Here is a 19511-nt window from a genome sequence, read left to right as displayed (position 1 = left end):
ATTTCTCTATTTATGTTCTATATAATACCAGTGTTTCCCATAAGCGTCAATCCTTTTAATCGGGTAAATATTTCCTATAATAGGTTTGTTACGGGATTCGAAGTACTATATTATTACCAAAACCTGACTTCCTTAAATAAATGATTCGACAATTTTCTTGTAAATCCTTCGACATTAATTGTAAATTTGTGTAGGTTACACGATTTAAGCTCCGCTTCCTTGCATTTCTTCCTTAAATTAGTTATATTTTGATGAAGAAGAATTGTACTTGAATGAACAAAATGATGTTACACAGCGATACGCAAACGCGGGCTGTAGTTGAGAGTTGCTAACGTTCTCGTCCTACATGGGGCGGGAGCTTTTTATCCAGTAGCCCCCACCTCTAAACGTGAGTCAATTTTGCGTTAAGGTGGGGGATTCACTGTTCTAAAGAACGAATTAAGCTTTTCACTTTATCACTGTTTTAATCAAGGAGGAAGCAACATGGGTGACAAGACGTTTTATATTACGACACCGATCTATTATCCTAGTGGAAAGCTCCACATAGGTCATGCCTACACAACTGTAGCAGGAGATGCTATGGCACGTTACAAGCGTTTAAGAGGTTTTGATGTTCAGTATTTAACAGGAACGGATGAACATGGGCAAAAGATCCAAAAGAAAGCACACGAGCAGGGGGTTACTCCTCAGAAGTATGTTGATGACATCGTTGCTGGCATTAAAGATTTGTGGGATAAGTTAGACATTAGTTACGATGATTTTATCCGTACAACCGAAAAGCGTCACGAGGAAATTGTCGAAACGATTTTTCAAAAGATGTATGAGAAGGGTGATATCTACCTTGACCAATATGAAGGTTGGTATTGCACACAATGTGAGTCCTTCTTTACTGAACGCCAGTTAGTCGATGGGAAATGTCCCGACTGTGGACGTGAGGTGGAGAAAGTAAAGGAAGAGTCTTACTTCTTTAAAATGGGCAAGTATTCCGATCGTCTATTGAAATTTTATGAAGACAATCCCGAGTTTATCCAGCCGGAATCTCGAAAAAATGAAATGATCAATAACTTTATCAAGCCTGGTCTTGAGGATCTTGCGGTATCAAGAACTTCTTTTGACTGGGGTGTTAAAGTTCCAGGAGATCCGAAACATGTCATTTATGTTTGGATCGATGCATTGTCCAATTACATCACCTCCCTTGGGTATGGCACTGAAAATGATGAGCTTTATAATAAGTTCTGGCCAGCGGATGTGCATCTTGTTGGGAAAGAAATCGTTCGTTTCCATACGATTTACTGGCCAATTATGCTGATGTCACTAGACCTGCCGTTACCAAAGAAAGTCTTTGCTCATGGTTGGTTGTTAATGAAAGATGGAAAAATGTCTAAATCCAAAGGTAATGTGGTTGACCCAGTTACCTTAATTGACCGCTATGGCCTTGATGCTTTACGTTATTATTTATTGCGTGAAGTACCGTTCGGTTCAGATGGCGTCTTTACACCTGAGAGCTTTGTGGAGCGAATCAATCATGATTTGGCGAACGATCTCGGCAACCTGTTAAATCGAACAGTAGCGATGATCGCTAAGTACTTCGACGGTGAAGTACCTGTGTATGAAGGATCGGTCACAGATTTTGATGATACTCTTGTAGAGATGGTAGATTCAACAATTTCTAAAGTAGAGACCTCTCTTGAAAACATGGAGTTTTCAGTTGCCCTTGCTTCGATTTGGCAGCTCATTAGTCGAACGAACAAGTACATTGATGAAACAGAACCATGGATTCTTGTTAAAGATGAAACTCATAAAGACAAGCTTGGTGCTGTAATGGTTCACCTCGCTGAATCATTAAGACAAGTGGGTATTCTATTGCAGCCTTTCCTTACGCAAACGCCTAAAAAGATCTGGTCACAGCTAGGTATTGAAGAAGGTGAGAAAACAAGTTGGGAATCATTAGGATTCAAAAAAGGATTCGGTGGTACAACGGTTCAAAAAGATGCTCCGCTTTTCCCAAGACTTGACCGTGAAGAAGAGGTTGCATATATAGTTGAACAAATGGGTGGCAATGTCGTTAAGGAAGCACCGCCAATTGAAAAACCAGATTTAGATGAAATTTCAATTGATGACTTTACAAAAGTTGATTTAAGAGTCGCCCAAGTACTTGAAGTAGAGCCGGTGAAAAAAGCCAATAAGTTATTGAAATTAAAATTAGATCTTGGTTATGAAACGAGACAAGTTGTTTCAGGAATTGCAAAACATTATAAACCAGAGGAACTCATCGGCAAAAAAGTTGTTTGTGTTTCCAATCTTAAGCCAGTAAAGCTTAGAGGAGAATTATCTGAAGGTATGATTCTAGCAGGTGAGCATGACGGCGAGCTGAAATTGTCGACTATTGCTGAAAGCTTGCCAAATGGAACACAAATCAAATAATGACTCATGACTCGGTCTTAAAATAGACCGGGTCTTTTTTACTTTCTAATTCACAATAAATCCCTGCCATTTACTTTGCTATTTGTGACTAAACTTCCATTTTGAGTTGCAAGATAAGTATACAAAAAAGAACCAAAACACCTTAATATACAGAATATTCTAACTTATTTTGTGAGCATTGTAAACAAAATGTAATTAAAATGAAACTGTTTAGACTTAGAAAATAACTAGGACATTTGGTACACTAGCATCGTACTAGAGCGGAGAAGGAGTTTTGACATGTTATTCGACACACACACGCATTTGAATGTTGAACAATTTTCCGAAGATCAAAAAGAAGTAATTGAGCGTGCCCAGGCAGCGGGAGTAAGCAAGATGGTTGTTGTTGGTTTTGATCGTGAAACGATAACACATGCTATGGAACTTGTTGAACAGTATGATTTTCTTTATGCAGCCGTAGGTTGGCATCCTGTTGATGCGATTGATATGAAAGAAGAGGACCTTGAGTGGATTGAAGAACTTGCTGGTCATCCAAAAGTAGTAGCAATCGGTGAAATGGGACTTGATTATCATTGGGACAAATCACCTCATGACATACAAAAAGATGTTTTTCGTAAGCAAATTCAACTTGCGAAAAAAGTGAAATTACCGATCATCATACATAATCGTGAAGCGACGCGAGATGTCATTGATGTATTGAAAGAAGAAAATGCAGCTGAGGTAGGTGGCATCATGCACTGTTTCGCTGGAACTGTAGAAGAGGCTAATGAGTGTCTTGATATGAATTTCTACATTTCTCTAGGTGGACCAGTAACATTTAAGAACGCTAAACTACCAAAAGAAGTAGCGAAAGAAATACCAATTGATCGTTTACTAATTGAAACGGACTGTCCTTTTCTAGCACCACACCCAAACCGCGGGAAGCGAAATGAACCTTCATATGTGAAGCTCATCGCTGAACAGATTGCGGATTTGAAAGAAATGGATTATGAAGAATTAGCAAGAAGAACATCCGAAAATGCTATGACATTATTCGGTATTAGTCGCTAATAAAAAAGACCGTTGTCGTTAAAAAGAAATGATAGCATGCTTTTAAAAATAACTTCTCCCATCATACAAGATCGAAGTAGATGCCTTTTCTACTAAACTAGCAATTGGGGATAAGTAAGAAGCTTTTCTTTTTGAAACACAGTCGGTTCAGGGGGTAACTATGACAATGAAATCGAACATGGAAAACTTTTTTGCTCGTGTTAAGGGTGGAAAGAACGTATTCATGATTTGTTTAAGTGTAATTGTACTAGGTTTAGTCTCCGGCTTTATCGTGTTTGAAACTACAAAAGCTTCGGTCACGCTTGTCCTTGATGGAGAAGAGAAGCCGGTAGATACACATGCAGATACAGTTGCGGAGTTATTAAAGGATGAAGAATTGAATATTGGTTCTCATGATTATTTAAGTCACGATTTATCAGCCAAGGTTGAGGCTGGAGATGTGATTGAATGGAAACCGGCTTTTCAAGTAACGCTATCGATTAATGGGGATAACCAACAAGTTTGGTCCACCAAAGATACAGTGAAAGGGTTACTTGAAGATCAAAACATGGAGCTCGGTAAGCATGATCAAATGTCTGTATCACTCGATGATGAATTGAAAGAAAATATGACGATTGCCGTTGATGAAGCTTTCAAAGTTGCGGTAAACGACGGTGGGAAACAAAAAGAGATTTGGACAACTTCGACTACGGTCGCTGGCTTTTTAGAACAGCAGAATATACAACTTGGAGAACTTGATCGCGTAGAACCCAAAAAAGATGAGGACGTTACAGCGAACTCGGAAATCAACGTGATTCGAGTGGAAAAGGTCACCGATGTAGTGGAAGAGACGATTGACTATGCAACGATTAAGAAGAATGATAGTTCAATTCAAAAAGGTAAAGAAACAGTCCTAGAAGACGGACAAGAAGGCAAGCGGGAGAAACGTTACGAAGTTGTTTTAGAAAATGGTAAAGAGGTTTCCCGTGAGCTTAAGAAAACTGATGTAGTGAAGGAAAGCAGTGACAAAATCGTTGCTGTTGGTACCCAGGTTATTACACAAACAGCTGTGAAAACTAGCAGTGCCCCTTCAACTCAATCTAAATCAACAAAGACAGCTAGTAAGCCTGCTACAAAAACTTCAAAATCACCATCTAAACCTGAAAGTAAGTCGTCAGGGAAGGTAATGAACGTATCGACGACAGCTTATACGGCAAATTGTGCTGGCTGTTCAGGTATCACATCTACGGGCTTTAACTTAAAATCTAATCCTGATGCGAAAATCATTGCGGTTGATCCTAGTGTGATTCCACTCGGCTCAAAAGTTCACGTAGAAGGATATGGAACGGCTATTGCGGCTGATACGGGTGGTGCGATTAAAGGTAACAAGATTGATGTGTTTTTCTCTTCGAAGTCTGCAGCTTACGCATGGGGAAACAAGACTGTTCAAATTACAATCCTCGATTAGTGATCGAGATATGGTATGCTAATAACACAGAGTGGGGAAAGTCTCTCTCTGTGTTTTTTGTATGATAAAGAAAAGATATATGAGAGAAACTATAAAAATTCACGTGTAGTTATAATAACAGGGTAGAATCGGTTATGTATTATGGAGGAAACAGAGTGAAAGTAAAAGAAATCATTATCGTAGAAGGCAAAAACGATACATTGGCTGTGAAACGAGCGCTTGATGCGGATACGCTAGAAACGAATGGATCTGAGATTAGCGAAGAGACGCTTAGACGTATTGAGCTTGCTTGGAAGAGACGAGGCGTAATTGTTTTTACAGATCCAGATTATCCTGGTACAAGAATTCGTCAAATCATTAGTGACCGACTGCCTTCTTGTAAACACGCCTTTCTAAATAAAAAACGTGCCATCTCATCTAATGGAAAGAAAGTTGGAATTGAACATGCCTCTATTCAGGATATTCAAGAAGCCATTCTTTCAGTAAGAGAAGAGATAGAAGCTCCAGATGTTTTGATTGAATGGGAGGATCTTATCGCTGCTGGTCTGGTTGTAGGCGATCGTTCTAAGGAGAGAAGAAAAGCTTTAGGAGATCGGTTGCAAATGGGCTATATGAATGGAAAGCAGCTTTTCAAACGGCTACAAATGTTTCAAATTTCAAGAGAAGAGTTTAGTCAGGCTTTGGAAGAAGTGTTACAGGAGGAAGAGAAATGAATAAAGAAATATCAACCCCTTTTAGAACAAAAGAAATTTTATCTAAACATGGTTTTACTTTTAAGAAAAGTCTTGGACAGAACTTTTTAATTGATTCGAATGTCCTAACAAAAATTGTTGACCAGGCTAAGTTATCACCGAATTCTGGCGCTATCGAGATCGGGCCAGGTATTGGAGCCTTAACAGAGAAACTAGCAAAACAAGCTAAAAAGGTCGTGGCATTTGAGATTGATCAGCGTCTACTCCCTATTCTAGAAGACACTCTTTCTCCTTATCCACACGTTCACATACGTCATAGTGATGTGTTAGAAGCCGATGTTCGTCAAGTGATTGAAGAAGAGTTTGAAGAGGGTCAGGATTTGATGGTAGTAGCGAATCTTCCTTACTATGTGACGACGCCTATTCTCATGAAGTTATTGGAAGAAAAATTACCAGTACGTGGGATCGTTGTTATGATTCAAAAAGAAGTAGCAGAGCGTATTGCTGCAAAGCCTGGTTCTAAGGAATACGGCTCATTATCACTTGCAGTGCAATACCATGCAGTGGCTAAAACGGCTCTCACAGTACCAAAAACCGTTTTTGTACCAAAGCCCAATGTAGATTCATCCGTTCTTCACTTGGAGCTGCGTAAGGAGCCTCCTGTCGATCTTTTGAATGAAGCCTATTTCTTTGAAGTGATTCGAGCAAGCTTCGGTCAACGTAGAAAGACCTTATTGAACAATTTGCAAAATAATCTTTTAAGTAAAGAGCAAAAGCCAATGATTGAGGAAGTATTACAAGAGACAGGGATTGATGGAACACGTCGGGGCGAAACGCTCTCAATGGAAGAATTCGCGGCGTTGAGTAATGCTTTTTATAGCAGAAAAAATGAAACTAAAAAAACACCTTGATTGTGGTGCACCCCGAAAGTTAGAGTTATAAACTAACTTCCGGGGTGTTTTTTTAGTTTTCATGATTCGAACATCTTCCTAATAATCAGTGAAGGTAAACCAAGTTCTCATTTCTATATAAATCATCTTTTCTTAAAGTTCTCATATAGTAGGTAAAGGAGATGCTGTTTAGTCTTTCAGGTCAAGCGGTGTGGAGGGAAGATAATGACGATGAAAGAAGGAGATATCGTTGCCAGGCGTTCATATGGCTGTGACTTAATCTTTCGAGTAACAAGGATGAATGAGTCAAGTAAGTCAGCGGAGCTCGTGGGCGAGGATATGAGGCTAATCGCAGATGCCCCGTTTGACGACCTGGTGGTAATTGACTCCAATGAACACAAAATGAGACGGGAGCAGTCCAAAGAGAAAGAAGACTATTCCTTTCGTTTGTTTCGACAAGACTATCAACTGTTGCGAATGAAGCGAGAATATTCGGCAACTAGTCATTTTAAGAAAGAAACAAGTTTTTTTGAACTACCGGGGAAAATTCTTCATATTGACGGGGATCCACTATACCTTAGTAAATGTTTGGAAATGTATAAGCGTCTTGGCGTCCCGGTTTATGGGCTATATATGAAGGAGAGCGAAATACCGGAGAATATTATCAAATTAGTTAACAATGTTAGACCAGATATTTTGGTTATCACAGGGCATGATGCGTATACAAAACATAAAGGCGAGAAAAAGGATCTTCAATCGTACCGAAATTCACGGTACTTTGTTCGAGCTGTAAAAGAAGTGAGAAGTGTTTTTCCGAATCTTGATCACCTTGTAATTTTTGCTGGAGCGTGTCAGTCTCATTTTGAGTCACTCATTCGTGCAGGGGCTAATTTTGCAAGCTCTCCAGCTCGAATCAACATTCACATGCTTGATCCAGTTTTTATCGTATCCAAAATTGCACTCACATCTTTTACTGATCACGTTAATGTTTGGGACGCTCTTAGAAACACGTTGACTGGTGAAGATGGACTTGGTGGAGTAGAAACAAGAGGAATTCTACGCACAGGTATGCCTATGAAGGACCAGGAGGATTATTCAGAGTGAGCGAACGGGTGGAATACATATCCATCCGTTCGCTTTTTTACGTCAGTTTTAATAAAAAAATAAGCTCGTTGAAAGGGGCTAGAATAGAGAAATGTTCTTTTGCGAAACCTGAGATAACCAGCATATTTCAATGAGTATACATATTTTTCGACAAATTAAGAAACAATAAAAATACACATCATCAGTAAATAACAATTGACATTGTTTTTGCTTCGTTGTTATAATTTAAGTTTTATTTGACAAGGTGATGCAAAAGATGTTATAATTTGTCTAAGTGAGGTGGAGGTTCCGATGGCAAAAACGATTATTGAGATCAAACAAACGTTACAATCTCAGGTTGGCAAACGGTTGACCTTAAAGGCAAACGGAGGTCGCAGAAAGACAATTCAACGTTCAGGCATCCTTGAAGAAACCTACCCGGCAGTGTTCATTGTTAAGCTGGATCAGGACACGAACGCATTTGAGCGTGTGTCATACAGCTACACAGATATTCTAACAGATACAGTACAAATTACATTTAATGAAGAACAAGCGGCAGTAAGCGGTTAAGGCAAATGGTCTAACTGCTTTTTTGCTTTATTTGGGAATAAATAATTTTTCTCTTTCTTTTGGTTACATATTGGCAGTATAGCGATGGCTTTCGATCCTCACACTAAGAGTGTTACAGGATAGAAAGGAGCTTGATTCGCATGGCAAGACGTAAAGGGATTATGTCTGATCAATTGAAAGAAGAAATTGCGAAAGAGCTTGGTATTTATGATACGGTTCAGAAAGAAGGTTGGGGAGGAATAAAAGCTCGCGATGCAGGTAACATCGTGAAGCGTGCTATTCAACTAGCTGAGGAGCAACTTGCAAACCAACAAAAACACTGAACCCTGTGACGATTGAACTCTGACTAATAGTCAGGGTTCTTTTTTGTTGCAGAGAAGTTAAACTCTCCCGTGGTTGCATCCTATTCCGTTTCTTTCTTTTAGGCTTGTTGTGTTACAATAATTCACAGTAAGTTAAAATGTCGAACGGTAGGACGAAAATGTAGGTGAACGAGATGAAAAGAAAACTGAGTGTGAAAGCACCGGCGAAAATAAATTTAGCACTCGATGTGCTTCATAAACGACCTGATGGCTTTCATGAAGTAGAAATGGTTATGACGAATGTCGATCTTGCAGATCGACTTGAGTTAACGGAATTGAGACGAAATGAAATCATTATTGAGTCAACAAGCGGTTTTGTTCCAGACGATCAAAGGAATTTAGCTTTTCAAGCTGCAGCATTATTAAAGAAAAAGTTCAACATTCGGCAGGGTTTATCGATCAAGATTGATAAGCAAATTCCAGTTGCTGCTGGTCTTGCTGGAGGAAGCAGTGATGCTGCCGCGGCATTACGAGGACTTAATGAGCTTTGGCAATTAGGTTTAACTTATGATGAGCTTGCTAATATTGGTTCTGAGATAGGGTCAGACGTTGCATTTTGTGTATATGGTGGCACCGCCCTTGCAAAAGGACGTGGAGAAATTATTCAGCCAATGGATGCACCACCTCCTTGTTGGGTGATTCTTGCTAAGCCTTCTATTGGGGTATCGACAGCAGATGTATATCGACGCCTTAGAACAGCAGAGATGAACCATCCAGACGTAAGAGGAATGATGCAAGCAATAGAGGAAAAAAATTATGAAGCGATATGTCAGCGCCTTGGTAATGTTCTCGAGGATGTTACATTGAAACTTCATCCTGAAGTACGTCAAATTAAAGAAAAGATGGAAAGCCTCGGAGCAGACGGTGTGCTGATGAGTGGCAGTGGGCCAACTGTCTTTGGTCTTACACGACATGAATCGCGCATGCAACGAATTTATAACGGTTTAAGAGGTTTTTGTGGTCAAGTTTATGCGGTACGTCTATTAGGTGAGAAGAACCCTTGAATAAATCCGTACATTAGTGATATATTATGATTAATTATTCGGATTTTTTGGAGGTTCTTCTATGAAGATGAAACGAAGTTCTCGGCTAGTGGATATGACAAGGTATTTATTAGAGCATCCACACCGGTTAGTTTCACTAACTTATTTCTCAGAGCGATACGGGGCGGCTAAATCATCTATAAGTGAGGATTTGGTCATCATTAAAGAGAATTTTGAACAACAGGGTGTGGGATCGTTGTTAACCGTTCCAGGTGCAGCTGGAGGCGTAAGATACATGCCGCTTATTAGTGAAGAAGAAGCAGATCGTGTGGTTGGTGAACTATGCGATTTTCTAGAAAGTCCTGATCGTCTTCTTCCGGGTGGTTATTTGTATTTAACAGATATCCTCGGTAATCCGGAAATTATGAATCAGGTTGGCCGCTTATTTGCGTCTGTTTTCGCTGATCGTAAAATTGATTGTGTGATGACTGTTGCTACGAAAGGAATCCCCCTTGCGTATGCTGCTGCAAGTCATCTTAACGTTCCGGTTGTCATTGTTAGACGCGATAGCAAGGTCACTGAAGGCTCAACAGTAAGTATTAACTATGTATCAGGATCGTCAAAACGAATTCAAACAATGGCGCTTGCTCGTCGAAGTTTGAAACCAGGAGCGAACGTTTTGATTGTAGATGATTTCATGAAGGCTGGTGGAACAATTCAAGGAATGGTTAATTTGCTTGAAGAATTTCAAGCAGACGTTGCTGGAATTGGAGTGCTTGTTGAGGCTGAGGGTGAAGGCGAAGAACGACTAGTTGAAGAGTACGTATCTATGATGAACCTTGGTGGAGTCGATATGAAAGAGCGATCGATTCAGGTTGCGCCAGGGAATTACAAGAAATTTCTTACGCCATTAACAGAAGGAGTGGAGAACGAATGAAGACAGTCTATACGAAATCAGCACCAGAAGCGATTGGCCCCTATTCACAAGGAATGATCGTGAATAACATCTTTTATAGCTCTGGCCAAATTCCTCTTAAAGCAGATGGAACGCTCATTGATGGAGCGATAGAAGACCAGACTCATCAAGTATTTCAAAATGTGAAAGCTGTTCTAGAAGCTGCCGGATCTTCACTCGAGAATGTCGTAAAAACTACAGTTTATATTAAAGACATGAACCAGTTTAGCGCGATCAATGAAATCTATGGTGAATATTTCAATGCACATAAACCCGCAAGATCTTGTGTTGAAGTTGCGCGTCTTCCAAAAGATGCCCTTATCGAAATTGAAGTCATTGCTCTAGTAGGCTAATCAATTTAACCCACTCATCCGCTGAGTGGGTTTTTTATTTATGAAACTTTTTTCTAATTGATTTAAGTTTTTGGAGTAAATGTCACTAAGGTGATTAATTTAGCTTCTTTCAGTCGATTTTTTATTCTGAAATAGAATCTTAGTGTGAAAGCAACTAAATTTTTATAACATTTTTTATATTTAGAAGAAGGAATTAATAACTAGAAGTTGAATAGTGCATATATGCTCTAATTAATGGAAAAAGGTGGTGCACTCAAGTTGGAAATTACAGATGTTCGCCTACGCCGTGTGAATACGGAAGGACGCATGCGCGCAATCGCTTCCATCACAATGGATCATGAATTCGTCGTTCATGATATTCGCGTCATTGATGGGAATAACGGCATGTTTGTAGCGATGCCAAGCAAAAGAACTCCAGATGGAGAGTTTCGCGATATCGCTCATCCAATTTCGTCGAATACAAGGGAAAAGATTCAAACAGCTGTATTAGCTGAATATCACCGTGTTGGTGAAATGGAAGCTGCTTATGAGGAAGCTGGAGCTTCCTAATCGTAAAAGTCTGGTCAACTGACCGGGCTTTTTTATTTGACCAGAAATTTCGCTTCATTTAGAAAAAAGTCATAGACCTTTCTTTTCCAACTTTTTATATGCTGAGGATTTAGGGAACTTCCTTGAAAATGAGGGGTTTTTGAGATATAGTCAAAGTGGAAAAATAGGATACAATGGAGGAACCATATACATGAATAGATTTGCAGTTGTGTTAGCAGCAGGTCAGGGAACACGGATGAAATCAAAGCTTTATAAAGTGCTTCACCCCGTTTGTGGGAAGCCTATGGTAGAGCATGTTGTTGATCAACTTGATGAACTTAAGCTCCAAAACATTGTAACTGTCGTCGGTCATGGCGCTGAAAAGGTTCGTGACCAGCTTGGTAGTCGAGTGAATTATGTCCTCCAGGAAGAACAGCTTGGTACAGCGCATGCTGTGATGAAGACTCAAGACACCCTAAACGATAAGGATGGCGTCACCCTTGTCGTATGTGGAGATACCCCTTTAATTACGAAAGAAACAATGGATGCACTATTGACTTATCATGAAGATCAGGGTGCAAAAGCCACGATTCTAACAGCAGATGCGGATAATCCATTTGGATACGGTCGAATTATCCGTGATGAGAATGGAAGTGTTCAACGAATTGTCGAACAGAAAGACGCAAGTGAAGCTGAGCAGAAAGTAACGGAAATTAACACAGGTACATACTGTTTTGATAACAAAACCCTTTTTGAGACGCTTCAGCTCGTTAAGAATGAAAATGCTCAGGGAGAGTATTATCTTCCAGATGTTGTTGAAATTCTTCAAAAGCAAGGTGAGATCGTAAGCGCCTATCAAACAGCAGATTTTGATGAAACAATGGGCGTAAATGATCGAGTCGCGCTTTCAAAAGCTGAAATTGCGATGAAAAAACGAATTAATGAGAAACATATGCGTAATGGCGTTACGTTAATTGATCCCAATCAAACATATATTTCTTCAGAAGCAGTGATTGGTCAAGATACTGTTATCTATCCAGGAACCACTATAACTGGCAAAACCACTATTGGTAATGAAGCTAAGATCGGCCCTAACTCTGAAATTAAGGATAGTAAAGTTGGAGATAAGAGCGTTGTGAAACAATCGGTTATTCATGATAGTGAAGTGGGAAATGCTGTCAATATTGGTCCTTTCGCACACGTTCGTCCAGCTTCACAAATTGGGAACGAAGTGAAGATTGGAAACTTCGTTGAAGTAAAGAAGTCTGTTATGGGTGATGGTAGCAAAGCTTCCCATTTAAGTTATGTTGGCGACGCTGAAATTGGTAAAGATGTGAATCTTGGGTGTGGTTCAATTACAGTAAATTATGATGGTAAGAAAAAGTACCTAACAAAAGTTGAAGATGGCGCGTTCATTGGATGTAATGTGAATTTGATTGCCCCTGTAACGGTAGGTAAAGGTGCAACTGTTGCTGCTGGATCGACGATCACAGATGATGTTCCTGAACAGGCGCTATCAATTGCTCGTTCTCGTCAGACGAATAAAGAAGACTACGCAACGAAAAAGAAGGATAGTTAATTTTAAGAAGATAAGAAAGCTTGAACTCTTGGTGTCTTACTACAATGCATAATCGTTTTGAAGTGATTAAGACGCTCGCGCTTTTCTTACTAATTAATGGAGGGGTACCGGCCAATGGCTAATTATTTAGATCCAAACTTGAAAGTGTTTAGTTTAAACTCGAATCCTGATCTTGCAGAAGAGATCGTAGAACATATTGGTGTTCCGATGGGGAAATGTTCTGTTGTTCGCTTTAGCGATGGGGAAATCCAGATTAACATTGAAGAGAGTATTCGTGGGTGTGACGTTTACGTTATCCAATCAACTTGTGCTCCAGTAAACGAAAACATTATGGAGCTTCTTATCATGATTGATGCGCTAAAGAGAGCCTCAGCTAAAACAATTAATATTGTACTCCCTTATTATGGATATGCACGTCAGGATCGTAAAGCAAGGTCTCGTGAACCCATTACGGCGAAGTTAGTTGCAAACTTACTTGAAGTTGCTGGAGTAACTCGACTCATTACACTCGATCTTCATGCTTCTCAGATTCAAGGATTCTTTGACATTCCTGTTGATCAATTAATGGGGGTTCCGACTCTCGCTAAACACTTTGAAGAAAAGAACCTTGAAGATATTGTTGTCGTATCTCCAGACCATGGCGGTGTAACTCGTGCTCGCAAGCTTGCTGAGCGACTGAAGGCACCAATTGCTATTATTGATAAGCGTCGTCCACGTCCAAACGTAGCAGAGGTCATGAATATTGTAGGTAATATTGAAGGGAAAACGGCAATCATTATTGACGACATTATTGATACGGCCGGTACAATTACCTTAGCAGCCAATGCATTGATCGAAAATGGAGCGACTGAAGTCTTTGCATGCTGTACGCACCCTGTTTTATCAGGACCAGCTATTGAACGCATCGATCAATCTAAAATTAAGGAACTTGCTATCACAAATACGATTCCGCTTCCGCATGATAAGCAAATCGATAAAATCACACAACTATCTGTTGCACCTCTTCTTGGTGAAGCAATCATCCGTGTTCATGAGCAACTTTCTGTAAGTAAATTATTTGATTAAATAATTTATGTTTATTGCCTCGTGATTATGGGTATCCATATAGAAGAGTAAAACCTAATCAGGAAGGTGATTTCAAATGGCAGCAACATTAAAAGCATTAGATCGTAATACGAAAAAAAGAAGTGAACTTAGAACATTACGCGAAACAGAAGAAGGACTTCCGGCTGTTCTTTACGGTAAAGACCGCAAAAGCGCACCGGTACAGGTTGACGCTTTAGAGTTCATTAAAGTATATCGTCAGGTCGGAAAAAACGGCGTTATTGAATTGAACTTTGAAGGACAGGGCACTTACCCAGTCATGGTTTACGACATGCAAGTTGACCCAATCAAGAATCAAGTTCTTCACGTAGACTTCTATTCAGTTGACCTTAACAAGGAAGTTGAAGCGGAGGTTCCAGTTCATTTGACTGGCGAAGCTGCAGGTAGCAAAGAGGGTGGCGTTGTTCAGCAAATGCTTCACGAGATTCTCGTAAAAGCGAAGCCGAACGATTTCCCTGATAGCATCGACGTTAGTATTGCTGAACTTAACATTGGAGACGCTATTCAAGCGGGAGATCTTCCAAAAGGAGATAAATACGAAATTCTTCTAGACGCTGAAGAGCCAATCGCTTCGATTGTTCCTCCGACGGAAGAACCTGCTGAAGACGAAGAAGAAGCTGATGAAGTGGCTGAAGAGCCACCAGCAGATCAAGAAAAAACTGATGATGAAACAACGAAAACCGAATAAACTTCGAAGACGTAACCGAACGGGTTACGTCTTTTTTTCAAGATAATGAGCTAACAGGTGAATAAGTGCTCGCATTTTTGATAGGATAGAATAAAAGTAATGAAAGGTAGGGCGTCAGCTGTTGAAATTAATTGTAGGCCTCGGTAATCCGGGGAAGAAATTTGATAATACAAGACATAATGTAGGATTCATGGCTATTGATCAGCTATCGAAAGACTTAGGCATATCTTTAGATCAAAAGAAGTTTCAAGGGATCTATGGGAAAGGTATAGTAAACGGAGAAGTAGTGTACCTCTTAAAACCGCAAACATATATGAACTTGTCAGGTGAATCGGTACGTCCTTTGATGGAATACTTTAATATTGAAGTGAATGATATGCTAGTCATTTACGATGATTTGGACCTTCCTACTGGTAAAGTGAGAATTCGTCAAAAAGGTAGCGCCGGTGGTCACAATGGGATGAAGTCGATTATCACGCACATTCATACTCAAGATTTTAAGAGAGTGCGGATAGGAATAGATCGATCTGCCAGACAGTCCGTTATTGACTACGTTTTAAAGCCATTCTCTAAAGAAGAGGCAGAGCCAATTCAGCTTGCCATTGAACAGACGGTCAAAGCTTGTGAAGCATGGACAACGACGTCGTTCCCAGAAGTAATGAATCAATATAACACATGAATATCCTTCTATTCTCCCGTCCATACTAGTAAAAGTTAGGAACAGGGAGGATCTGTTATGGATATTCATTACGTATGTCGTCACTGTAGAGCTGAGATTGGAAGATTGTCACAGATGAATCACACAGCTGATGAACTCGGATTTCAGCAGCTCACTGAAGAGGAGCGGCAAGCAATGGTTCATTACCACCACGATGGTACAATTGAAGTGAAAGCCATTTGTGAAGATTGTCATGAAGCTATGGAGCGTACGCCTTCTTTTCATGAGCTTGATACATTTATTCAGTAAGAAGCTTTGGGAGTTCGTCCAAAGCATTTTTGCGTTAACAGAATGATTATAAAGAATAGTCTGTGTTATAGAATATAAATTTAAGAGAAGTCTAGCTTCAGTGACAGGTCCCTTGGGCTGCTTCGCCTTTTTCAAAACAATCAAGATTTGTTTTGACTAATTGGTGGAAGCGTTTCTTGGGACTACATGTGCGCTTGCGCTTTTCAGAGTGAGAGGGGAGAATAACCTACCGATGTTAGGCTTAAGAGAATATTTTAGTAAGGGCGATGAATTCCAGTCCGTTTTTACCGGGGTGAAAGAGGGTCTTAAAGAACAACTTGTTGCAGGGCTAGCTGGTTCTGCTCGGATGTTCCTAATGGCTTCTCTCTATCATGAAACAAAGCGCCCCCAGCTGATTATTACCCATAATTTATATCAAGCACAAAAGCTGTATGAAGACATGTGTGAGCTTGTTTCACCAGACGAAGTGTACTTATACCCAGTTAATGAACTCATTTCTTCGGAAATCGCGATTGCTAGCCCGGAATTAAGAGGGCAGCGAATGGAAGCTTTAAATTATTGGATGAAAAATAACAATGGTATTGTGATTGCCCCGATCTCGGGAGTAAGAAGATATTTACCACCGAAGAGTATCTGGGAAAAAAGCCAGATTTCGTTTGCATTAGGCGACGATATTCCTTTGGATGAAACACTCGCTACTTTTGTAGCGATGGGTTATGAACGAGTACCAATGGTATCTTCACCGGGGGAGTTCAGTGTGCGTGGTGGTATCATAGATATTTATCCATTGACTGAAAATAGCCCAATACGAATTGAGTTATTTGATACTGAAGTTGATTCGATTCGATTTTTTGACATCGAGTCTCAGCGCTCTGCTAATAAAACAGAACGAATTACGATAGGACCAGCAGACGAAGTTGTTTTATTCCCTGAGCACTATGAAAAAGGGGCAGAACGTCTTCAACAAGAACTTCAGACTTCTTTAAAGAAAGTGAAGGATCAGAAAGTAAAAGAAGCAATGCATGAAAACATTACTTACGAAATTGATCAATTAAAAAGCCAGCAAAATTTTCAGGGTGTTATCAAATACATGGACTTCTATTACGATCAGCCTGCGAGTTTGCTAGACTATTTACCCGATGATGGTCTGGTCGTTTTTGATGAAGTGAGTCGCATTCAGGAAATGTCATCTGATCTGGATAAGGAAGAAGCAGAATGGCAAACAGCTCTTCTCAATCAAGGAGAGATTGTCTCGTCTGTTTCCCTATCGAGATCTTATGATACGTTATTCGCTAAGCCTGTACACTCAACTATCTATTTATCGATTTTCTTACGACATGTTCCCTATACAAATCCTGAGAATATCATTAATGCTTCAAGTAAAGCGATGCAAAATTTCCATGGTCAGATGAAAGTATTAAGTACTGAGATTGAACGATGGAAGAAAAGCGGTATGGCGATTGTCTTTCTTGCAGCAACGGAAGAAAGACGTAAACGACTTGAACGTGTACTAGAGGATTATGAAATTAATGCGATGATGGTCGAACAAGATACGCCGATCTCTCATCAGCAGCCACAGATATTAATCGGAAGTCTTAATGGTGGATTTGAACTGCCGATGCAAAAGCTAGCCGTTCTAACAGAGGCGGAAGTGTTTACGAAACAGTCGAAAAAACCGCGTCGCTCTCAAAAGATGTCTAATGCCGAGCGAATCAAGAGTTATTCAGAACTAAAAGTAGGCGATTATATCGTTCACGTGAATCATGGGATAGGAAAGTATCTCGGTATCCGAACCCTTGAAGTGAGTGGTATTCATAAGGATTACCTGTATGTGAGCTATGCTGGTAATGACAACTTGTATGTACCAGTTGAACAAATTGATCAGGTGATGAAGTACGTTGGATCTGAAGGAAAAGAACCAAAACTATATAAGCTTGGTGGAACAGAATGGAAGAAAGTTAAACGTAAAGTACAATCTTCCGTTGAAGATATTGCAGACGATTTAATTAAATTGTATGCAGAACGTGAAGCAAGCGTTGGCCACAGCTTTGAGAAAGATACGGAAGAGCAAAGAGAATTTGAAGCTGCATTCCCTTATCAAGAAACAGACGACCAGCTTAGAGCCATTCAAGAAATTAAAGAGGATATGGAAAAAACACGTCCGATGGATCGATTGCTTTGTGGAGATGTTGGTTACGGTAAAACAGAAGTCAGTATCCGTGCCGCTTTTAAAGCTATAATGGACGGAAAGCAAGTAGCCTTGCTTGTTCCAACTACAATTCTAGCTCAGCAGCATTTTGCAACGATTCAAGAGCGTTTTGCAGATCATCCGATTAACATTGGCTTATTAAGTCGTTTTCGCTCACGTAAAGAGCAAAATGAGACGTTAAAAGGATTAAAAAATGGGACCGTAGATATTGTTATTGGTACGCACCGTCTTTTATCAAAGGACGTCACCTATAACGAGCTTGGGTTACTTATTGTAGATGAAGAACAGCGTTTTGGAGTAACACATAAAGAGAAAATTAAGAAGTTAAAAGCGAATGTCGATGTGCTTACTCTTACTGCAACGCCAATTCCACGAACGCTTCATATGTCGATGTTAGGTGTGAGGGACCTATCTGTGATTGAGACCCCGCCTGAGAATCGCTTCCCAGTTCAAACGTATGTGGTTGAATATAGCGGCACGCTTGTACGAGAGGCAATTGAAAGAGAGCTTGCTCGAGGGGGACAGGTCTATTTCCTATATAATCGAGTGGAATCAATTGAATACATGACAGACCAAATTCGTACACTAGTGCCTGAAGCAAGAGTTAGCTTTGCACACGGTCAAATGACTGAGACGGAGCTTGAATCTGTGATGATTGATTTTCTTGATGGCAATTACGATGTTCTTGTAAGTACAACGATTATTGAAACAGGCGTTGATATTCCTAATGTCAATACACTGCTCGTGTATGATGGGGATAAAATGGGACTTTCTCAGCTCTATCAACTACGTGGTCGCGTTGGGCGTTCCAACCGAGTAGCTTATGCTTATATCACTTATCAACGGGATAAGGTTTTAACCGAAGTAGCGGAAAAACGTCTTCAAGCGATTAAGGAATTTACTGAACTAGGTTCTGGATTTAAAATTGCGATGCGAGATCTTTCGATTCGAGGTGCTGGTAACCTTTTGGGTGCAGAACAGCATGGGTTTATTGATTCAGTTGGTTTTGATTTATATTCTCAAATGTTAAAAGATGCCATCGAAGAAAGAAAAGGTGATGCACCGAAAGAGAAGGCATTTAGCGTTGAAATTGACCTTGAAGTGGATGCCTATATTCCTGGTACGTATATTAACGATGAGAAACAGAAAATCGATATGTATAAACGTTTCCGATCAATTGAATCGTTGAAAGATATTATGGACTTACAAGATGAAATGATGGATCGCTTCGGTGATTTTCCTGAAGAAGTGGACTATCTTTTCCAGGTCTCCCGCATGAAAGAGATTGCCAAAGAAGTTAAGGTTGAGAAAGTTGGCCGAAGTAAAAAAGATATACAACTTCTATTCCACGAATCGGCTCGAGAGGCGATTGGTGGGGAAACAATTTTTGAAGTAGCGAATGAATTTGGAAATAAGTTAGCTTTAGGAGCAGATGGAAATAAAGTGAAGGTAACGGTGAAAGGGAGAGGTCTTGATACAAAAGCTCACCTACAGCTTGTTGAGAAAGTCTTAAAGAAAGTGAAGCAAGCAGTAAAACAGCCAATGAATGCGAATTAAAGTCGATTTTGGATGAATCTCATAATTTTGACAGGTTTGTGAATAGAACTGATACCTCGAAAGGATACTA

The 19511-nt window shown here is 40.0% G+C and carries 18 protein-coding genes; all 18 read left to right on the top strand.

Annotation, left to right across the window (positions count from 1 at the left end; translation table 11 throughout):
* Window positions 1-483: 483 nt before the first annotated feature.
* The gene (metG, locus tag ACIFPW_RS08595; protein ID WP_430243503.1) at window positions 484-2424 is read left to right on the top strand and encodes a methionine--tRNA ligase; all 1941 of its coding nucleotides are present in this window, start codon (window positions 484-486) and stop codon (window positions 2422-2424) included.
* A gap of 279 nt (window positions 2425-2703) precedes the next feature.
* Entirely contained in the window at window positions 2704-3474 is a 771-nt protein-coding gene (locus tag ACIFPW_RS08590) for a TatD family hydrolase (protein ID WP_303536035.1), read from the top strand.
* A 160-nt stretch (window positions 3475-3634) separates the two neighbouring features.
* Entirely contained in the window at window positions 3635-4921 is a 1287-nt protein-coding gene (locus ACIFPW_RS08585; RefSeq protein ID WP_430243501.1) for a ubiquitin-like domain-containing protein, read from the top strand.
* A 155-nt stretch (window positions 4922-5076) separates the two neighbouring features.
* Window positions 5077-5634, top strand: a complete 558-nt coding sequence (gene rnmV, locus ACIFPW_RS08580) for a ribonuclease M5 (protein ID WP_226616842.1) — start codon at window positions 5077-5079, stop codon at window positions 5632-5634.
* Window positions 5631-6524 (top strand): 16S rRNA (adenine(1518)-N(6)/adenine(1519)-N(6))-dimethyltransferase RsmA, encoded by an 894-nt coding sequence (gene rsmA / locus ACIFPW_RS08575; RefSeq protein ID WP_430243499.1) that lies wholly within the window; start codon window positions 5631-5633, stop codon window positions 6522-6524. The genes rnmV and rsmA overlap by 4 nt, the downstream gene beginning before the upstream one ends.
* A gap of 204 nt (window positions 6525-6728) precedes the next feature.
* The gene (yabG, locus tag ACIFPW_RS08570; protein ID WP_194222590.1) at window positions 6729-7607 is read left to right on the top strand and encodes a sporulation peptidase YabG; all 879 of its coding nucleotides are present in this window, start codon (window positions 6729-6731) and stop codon (window positions 7605-7607) included.
* Between the two features lie 291 nt (window positions 7608-7898).
* Window positions 7899-8156 carry a biofilm formation stimulator Veg gene (gene veg / locus ACIFPW_RS08565; RefSeq protein WP_098445908.1) on the top strand — a complete coding sequence of 86 codons (258 nt, stop codon included), beginning with the start codon at window positions 7899-7901 and terminating at the stop codon, window positions 8154-8156.
* 140 nt (window positions 8157-8296) lie between these two features.
* Window positions 8297-8479: a small, acid-soluble spore protein, alpha/beta type gene (locus ACIFPW_RS08560; RefSeq protein WP_430243497.1), complete on the top strand. Its 183-nt coding sequence runs from the start codon at window positions 8297-8299 to the stop codon at window positions 8477-8479.
* Window positions 8480-8652: 173 nt separating this feature from the next.
* A complete protein-coding gene (gene ispE / locus ACIFPW_RS08555; RefSeq protein WP_404684326.1) occupies window positions 8653-9522 on the top strand; it encodes a 4-(cytidine 5'-diphospho)-2-C-methyl-D-erythritol kinase in 870 nt (289 codons plus the stop codon).
* 61 nt (window positions 9523-9583) lie between these two features.
* Window positions 9584-10438, top strand: coding sequence for a pur operon repressor (purR, locus tag ACIFPW_RS08550; protein WP_194222593.1), 855 nt, complete (start codon window positions 9584-9586; stop codon window positions 10436-10438).
* Window positions 10435-10809, top strand: a complete 375-nt coding sequence (locus tag ACIFPW_RS08545; RefSeq protein WP_194222594.1) for a RidA family protein — start codon at window positions 10435-10437, stop codon at window positions 10807-10809. The genes purR and ACIFPW_RS08545 overlap by 4 nt, the downstream gene beginning before the upstream one ends.
* Before the next feature lie 258 nt (window positions 10810-11067).
* Window positions 11068-11358 (top strand): septation regulator SpoVG, encoded by a 291-nt coding sequence (spoVG, locus tag ACIFPW_RS08540; protein ID WP_098445913.1) that lies wholly within the window; start codon window positions 11068-11070, stop codon window positions 11356-11358.
* 190 nt (window positions 11359-11548) lie between these two features.
* Window positions 11549-12916, top strand: coding sequence for a bifunctional UDP-N-acetylglucosamine diphosphorylase/glucosamine-1-phosphate N-acetyltransferase GlmU (gene glmU / locus ACIFPW_RS08535; RefSeq protein WP_430243495.1), 1368 nt, complete (start codon window positions 11549-11551; stop codon window positions 12914-12916).
* A gap of 114 nt (window positions 12917-13030) precedes the next feature.
* Window positions 13031-13981 (top strand): ribose-phosphate diphosphokinase, encoded by a 951-nt coding sequence (locus ACIFPW_RS08530; protein WP_194222596.1) that lies wholly within the window; start codon window positions 13031-13033, stop codon window positions 13979-13981.
* A 76-nt stretch (window positions 13982-14057) separates the two neighbouring features.
* Window positions 14058-14708 carry a 50S ribosomal protein L25/general stress protein Ctc gene (locus tag ACIFPW_RS08525; RefSeq protein WP_194222597.1) on the top strand — a complete coding sequence of 217 codons (651 nt, stop codon included), beginning with the start codon at window positions 14058-14060 and terminating at the stop codon, window positions 14706-14708.
* Between the two features lie 121 nt (window positions 14709-14829).
* Window positions 14830-15387: an aminoacyl-tRNA hydrolase gene (pth, locus tag ACIFPW_RS08520; protein ID WP_430243493.1), complete on the top strand. Its 558-nt coding sequence runs from the start codon at window positions 14830-14832 to the stop codon at window positions 15385-15387.
* A gap of 57 nt (window positions 15388-15444) precedes the next feature.
* Window positions 15445-15675, top strand: coding sequence for an anti-sigma-F factor Fin family protein (locus ACIFPW_RS08515; RefSeq protein WP_283153210.1), 231 nt, complete (start codon window positions 15445-15447; stop codon window positions 15673-15675).
* 232 nt (window positions 15676-15907) lie between these two features.
* Entirely contained in the window at window positions 15908-19441 is a 3534-nt protein-coding gene (mfd, locus tag ACIFPW_RS08510; RefSeq protein WP_430243491.1) for a transcription-repair coupling factor, read from the top strand.
* Window positions 19442-19511: the final 70 nt, after the last annotated feature.

The organism is Pseudalkalibacillus sp. NRS-1564, assembly GCF_050467905.1.
GTDB classification, from domain to species: Bacteria; Bacillota; Bacilli; order Bacillales; family Guptibacillaceae; genus Guptibacillus; species Guptibacillus hwajinpoensis_B.
The sequence above is the reverse complement of the archived record's forward strand: the minus strand, read 5'-3'. Positions and strand labels throughout refer to the sequence as shown.

Bases quoted from the DNA above. Each gene is read 5' to 3' on its own strand.
- metG (WP_430243503.1), top strand. From the start codon at position 484: ATGGGTGACAAGACGTTTTATATTACGACACCGATCTATTATCCTAGT.
- ACIFPW_RS08590 (WP_303536035.1), top strand. From the start codon at position 2,704: ATGTTATTCGACACACACACGCATTTGAATGTTGAACAATTTTCCGAA.
- ACIFPW_RS08585 (WP_430243501.1), top strand. From the start codon at position 3,635: ATGACAATGAAATCGAACATGGAAAACTTTTTTGCTCGTGTTAAGGGT.
- rsmA (WP_430243499.1), top strand. From the start codon at position 5,631: ATGAATAAAGAAATATCAACCCCTTTTAGAACAAAAGAAATTTTATCT.
- yabG (WP_194222590.1), top strand. From the start codon at position 6,729: ATGACGATGAAAGAAGGAGATATCGTTGCCAGGCGTTCATATGGCTGT.
- veg (WP_098445908.1), top strand. From the start codon at position 7,899: ATGGCAAAAACGATTATTGAGATCAAACAAACGTTACAATCTCAGGTT.
- ACIFPW_RS08560 (WP_430243497.1), top strand. From the start codon at position 8,297: ATGGCAAGACGTAAAGGGATTATGTCTGATCAATTGAAAGAAGAAATT.
- ispE (WP_404684326.1), top strand. From the start codon at position 8,653: ATGAAAAGAAAACTGAGTGTGAAAGCACCGGCGAAAATAAATTTAGCA.
- purR (WP_194222593.1), top strand. From the start codon at position 9,584: ATGAAGATGAAACGAAGTTCTCGGCTAGTGGATATGACAAGGTATTTA.
- ACIFPW_RS08545 (WP_194222594.1), top strand. From the start codon at position 10,435: ATGAAGACAGTCTATACGAAATCAGCACCAGAAGCGATTGGCCCCTAT.
- glmU (WP_430243495.1), top strand. From the start codon at position 11,549: ATGAATAGATTTGCAGTTGTGTTAGCAGCAGGTCAGGGAACACGGATG.
- ACIFPW_RS08530 (WP_194222596.1), top strand. From the start codon at position 13,031: ATGGCTAATTATTTAGATCCAAACTTGAAAGTGTTTAGTTTAAACTCG.
- ACIFPW_RS08525 (WP_194222597.1), top strand. From the start codon at position 14,058: ATGGCAGCAACATTAAAAGCATTAGATCGTAATACGAAAAAAAGAAGT.
- ACIFPW_RS08515 (WP_283153210.1), top strand. From the start codon at position 15,445: ATGGATATTCATTACGTATGTCGTCACTGTAGAGCTGAGATTGGAAGA.
- mfd (WP_430243491.1), top strand. From the start codon at position 15,908: ATGTTAGGCTTAAGAGAATATTTTAGTAAGGGCGATGAATTCCAGTCC.